The organism is Streptomyces sp. RP5T (assembly GCF_003933965.1).
Taxonomy (GTDB): Bacteria; Actinomycetota; Actinomycetes; order Streptomycetales; family Streptomycetaceae; genus Streptomyces.
The window spans coordinates 1-2546 of sequence record NZ_RSAJ01000872.1; the positions used below are offsets into that span (position 1 = coordinate 1).

The following is a 2546-nucleotide window of genomic DNA, read 5'->3' on the forward strand; positions in this document are numbered from 1 at the left end:
GTCTTGGAAGGGGGGTTTTCCCCACCCCACCACCCCCTTCCTGGCGCTACGGCCGCTCCGGGACCCGGTCCCGCCACGGCAGCTCCGCCGTGACGACCGTCGGGCCGCCCGGCGGCGAGTCGATGACGAACAGCCCGTCGACCGCGTCGAGCCGCTCCGCGAGCCCGCGTATACCGGTGCCGCCGTCGAGCCGGGCGCCGCCGTGGCCGTCGTCCCGCACCTGGATGAGCAGCCGGTCGTCCGCCCGCCACACGTCGACCGAGGCAGACCGCGCCCCGCTGTGCTTGCTGACGTTCTGGAGCAGCTCGGAGACCGTGAAGTAGGCGATCCCCTCGATCGCCTGCACGGGCCGCGCGTCCAGGTCGGCGGTCACCTTCACCGGCACCGTGCAGCGCGAGGCGACCGAGGAGAGGGCGGCATCGAGCCCGCGGTCGGTCAGGACCGCGGGATGGATGCCCCGCGCCAGATCCCGCAGCTCCTGGAGCGCCAGCTTCACCTCGCCGTGCGCCTCCGCGACCATCGCCTGCGCGTACTCCGGGTCCTCCAGGAGTTTCTCCTTCGCGAGGCCGAGCCCCATGGCCAGGTTGACCAGCCGGGCCTGGGCCCCGTCGTGCAGATCGCGCTCGATGCGCCGTAGGTCGGAGGCGGCCGCGTCCACCACGACCCCCCGGTCCGACTCCAGTTCGGCGATACGGCGTTCCAGCTCGTCGGAGGGCGACAGCAGACCGCGCACCATCGCCCGGTCGACGTTGGTGAGGCCCCGCGCGATGAACGGCAGCACCGGCCACAGCACGAACAACGAGGTCAGCGTGATGGTGAAGGTGAGCACCCCCCACGGCAGCCGGATGAAGTCGTACAGGACCGTCCGCCAGCCCACGGGGTCCTTCACCCCGAGCCACAGCTGGGCGAAGAAACCGTTGCCGCCGTTCTTGGCACGCCACGGCAGGGGGCTCGGCTCGTCCACCCGTACCCCGAGCAGCGCGCGGGCCCGTGCCCGCTCCAGCTTGCCCAGCTGCCGGGCGCCCAGCAGACCCGCCGCGAGCAGCGGGAGCCCGATCACCGTCACGGTCAGCCAGAAGCCGGTGAAGAGCACGGTCACGACGTAGGTGAAGCCGAGGATCGACACCGGGAGGTTCGCCAGGAGATGCGCGATCTCCTTCCAGGTGTGCGCGCCGAAGGCGAAACGGGCCGGCGGCGGCCGGCCGTCGTCGGATCCGCCGTCATCGGATCCGCCGTCATTGCCGGTGATCACGGCACGGCTCAGGGACGAGTGGCGTTCGGTCATACGGGTCAGCGTGCCGCGCGAGACCGCCGGGCGCCATGAGGCGGACCGCCGCGGCGTGCGGGGGAAAACCCCACCTCGGACTTTCCTGCGGCTTTGGATGGGTGACGGGCTGCTTACCGTCCCTTTATCAGGGCCTAGACTCCCGTGCGTACAGATCGTCGAACAGTGTCGTCAGTTGTCCAGCCTGTTCAGCGTGGTCCGGCGTGACCAGTGGTTCAGGGTGTGCAGCGTGTGCAGGTGTTCACGCAGGTGTTCACAAGGGAGCGAGGGGCGGACGTGCCGGAACCGACCGTCGTCGATGCAACCGTCGTCGATCCGACCGTCGTCGCGGCGGACTACTTCCAGTCGTACTCGGTCGTCGGACTGCTCACCGTCGTCGGTGTGCTGTTCGTCGCGGTCGCCTTCGGCGCCGGACGACTGCTGCGACCCGTGGTCCCCACCCCCGAGAAGCTGCTGACGTACGAGTGCGGGGTCGACCCCGTCGGCGAGGGCTGGGCCCACACCCAGGTCCGCTACTACGTCTACGCCTTCCTCTACGTCATCTTCGCCGTCGACTCGATCTTCCTGTTCCCGTGGGCCACGATCTTCGCCGCCCCCGGCTACGGCGCCACGACCCTCGTCGAGATGTTCGTCTTCCTCGGCTTCCTCGCCGTGGGGTTGCTGTACGCGTACAAGAAGGGTGTCCTGGCATGGACGTGAACCCTGCGGCGGAGCCGGCCGAGCCCGTGCTGCTCCCGGAGCCGAAGCGGCTCGGCGCCCTCGCGCGCCTCGCCCCCGAGCCGATGAAGGTGATCCTCAACTGGGGCCGCCGGTACTCCCTCTGGGTCTTCAACTTCGGCCTCGCCTGCTGCGCCATCGAGTTCATCGCCGCGTCCATGGCCCGCCACGACTTCATCCGTCTCGGCGTCATCCCCTTCGCCCCGGGCCCGCGCCAGGCCGACCTGATGGTCGTCTCCGGCACGGTCACCGACAAGATGGCCCCTGCGGTGAAACGCCTGTACGAACAGATGCCGGAGCCGAAGTACGTCATCTCCTTCGGCGCGTGCAGCAACTGCGGGGGCCCGTACTGGGACTCCTACTCCGTCACCAAGGGTGTCGACCAGATCATCCCCGTCGACGTCTACGTCCCCGGCTGCCCGCCCCGGCCCGAGGCCCTGCTCCAGGGCATCCTGAAGCTCCAGGAGAAGATCGCGCGGGAGTCGCTGGGGGAGCGGTACGGAACGCCCGCGGCCCGTCCGTCGGCGGCCGCGCTGCAGAGCGG

The 2546-nt window shown here is 70.0% G+C and carries 3 protein-coding genes; 2 read left to right on the top strand and 1 reads right to left on the bottom strand.

All coding sequences use genetic code 11. The annotated features are described in order from the left end of the window. Nucleotides 1-46: 46 nt before the first annotated feature. Nucleotides 47-1285 (bottom strand): sensor histidine kinase, encoded by a 1239-nt coding sequence (locus EHS43_RS42270; RefSeq protein ID WP_260470968.1) that lies wholly within the window; start codon nucleotides 1283-1285, stop codon nucleotides 47-49. Between the two features lie 276 nt (nucleotides 1286-1561). Between EHS43_RS42270 and EHS43_RS42275 the strand changes: the two genes are divergently transcribed. Then, complete coding sequence (locus EHS43_RS42275) at nucleotides 1562-1984, top strand: NADH-quinone oxidoreductase subunit A (RefSeq protein WP_125195776.1); 423 nt, start codon at nucleotides 1562-1564, stop codon at nucleotides 1982-1984. Then, a partial coding sequence (locus EHS43_RS42280) for an NADH-quinone oxidoreductase subunit B (RefSeq protein WP_148104270.1) occupies nucleotides 1975-2546 on the top strand: 572 nt, incomplete at its 3' end. The genes EHS43_RS42275 and EHS43_RS42280, both read left to right, overlap by 10 nt.